The organism is Bacteroides sp. 41_26 (assembly GCF_949740115.1).
Classification (GTDB): domain Bacteria; phylum Bacteroidota; class Bacteroidia; order Bacteroidales; family Bacteroidaceae; genus Bacteroides; species Bacteroides nordii.
Genome location: NZ_CATJGZ010000076.1, coordinates 1 through 1223, shown reverse-complemented (window position 1 = coordinate 1223; position 1223 = coordinate 1). Strand labels below are relative to the sequence as shown.

Sequence of the window (1223 nt, the reverse complement as noted above, 5' to 3'; positions counted from 1 at the left end):
GATTGACGAACGCATTTCAACCCAAATTAAAATAATTGAAAAATTTGAATCCTTAATTAAAGGGCTTTGCCGTTTACTCATAATGAATAATAAACCAACAACAAAAATAAAAGATTGCCTTGTATGTCATTCGTCAACATTATCTGAATCTGAAATTGTAAATGATAGTGGGATTTTTTGTGTTTATGGAGCAACTGGTATAATAGCATATACATCTCAATACCAAATTGACCAAGATTCGATTCTCATAATCAAAGATGGTTCTGGAGTTGGAAGAGTTCAATATGCAAACGGTAAGTACTCTACTATAGGTACCCTTAACTCTTTGACTGCAAAAAATAACGTCTGTCTAAAATATCTCTTTTATTTTCTGAGTATATTTAACTTTGAAAAATTTATAGTTGGTTCAGGGATTCCACACATATACTTTAAGGATTACGGGGAAGCTGTTTTTTATTGTCCTTCATATGACGAACAACAAAAAAAAGCTAATGTGCTTACAACCATAACTGATAAGGTAGAAATAGAGAAACAAATGTTACAAAAGATGAAAGAGCAGAAACAATATCTACTTTCTAATTTATTTATATAAACATACTTTGTAAAAGGAATTTTTTCTGCTTTTGATAAGCTGCAAGAATACCTTTTTCTATGCCTATCTTATCAACTACTTTGTCAAGAGTATTGGCCATCTCTTTTTGCTTTGTCAATGTGGGCAGTGGTACACCAAAAGAAGATAAATCTTTCTTTTGGATATTAGGTAGCCCACTACCTATACGTAACGCCATTATTGATGCTTCATTAGCTTTCAAATAATGGAAAAGGTATCTATCATTAATGATACCTTCTACGTTTTCTAATGTATAACAATGTCCTCCACTCCAAAAAGGAAGATCATTATATTGCACGTATCCACACGAGTTTCCTCCTTCGCTAATTGATATTGTATTACTATTAGTGTTATAGAAATTATAAAATCCCGATGGAGCAATTCCACCATTCATTACATAGTATTCACCAAACTCTGTTAATTCAGTTCCATTAACTTGCTGACCTTTTTTAATCTCGCACAGTCCACCAAGTTTCATATAATCACTTGACTCTCCCAATAGAAAATTGTATATCCCTTTAATTAAGGATTCAAATTTTTCAATTATTTTAATTTGGGTTGAAATGCGTTCGTCAATCTGGTATAGCAACGATGAAATCTTCTTTTGCTCTAT

The 1223-nt window shown here is 31.8% G+C and carries 2 protein-coding genes; one reads left to right on the top strand and one right to left on the bottom strand.

Going from position 1 to position 1223, the window contains the following annotated elements; translation table 11 throughout:
* Nucleotides 1-592: restriction endonuclease subunit S (locus tag QX565_RS10400; RefSeq protein WP_354003816.1), on the top strand; the 592-nt coding region annotated here is incomplete at its 5' end.
* Here QX565_RS10400 and QX565_RS10395 read toward each other — a convergent pair.
* A partial coding sequence (locus QX565_RS10395; protein WP_289292712.1) for a restriction endonuclease subunit S occupies nucleotides 585-1223 on the bottom strand: 639 nt, incomplete at its 5' end. The genes QX565_RS10400 and QX565_RS10395 overlap by 8 nt on opposite strands.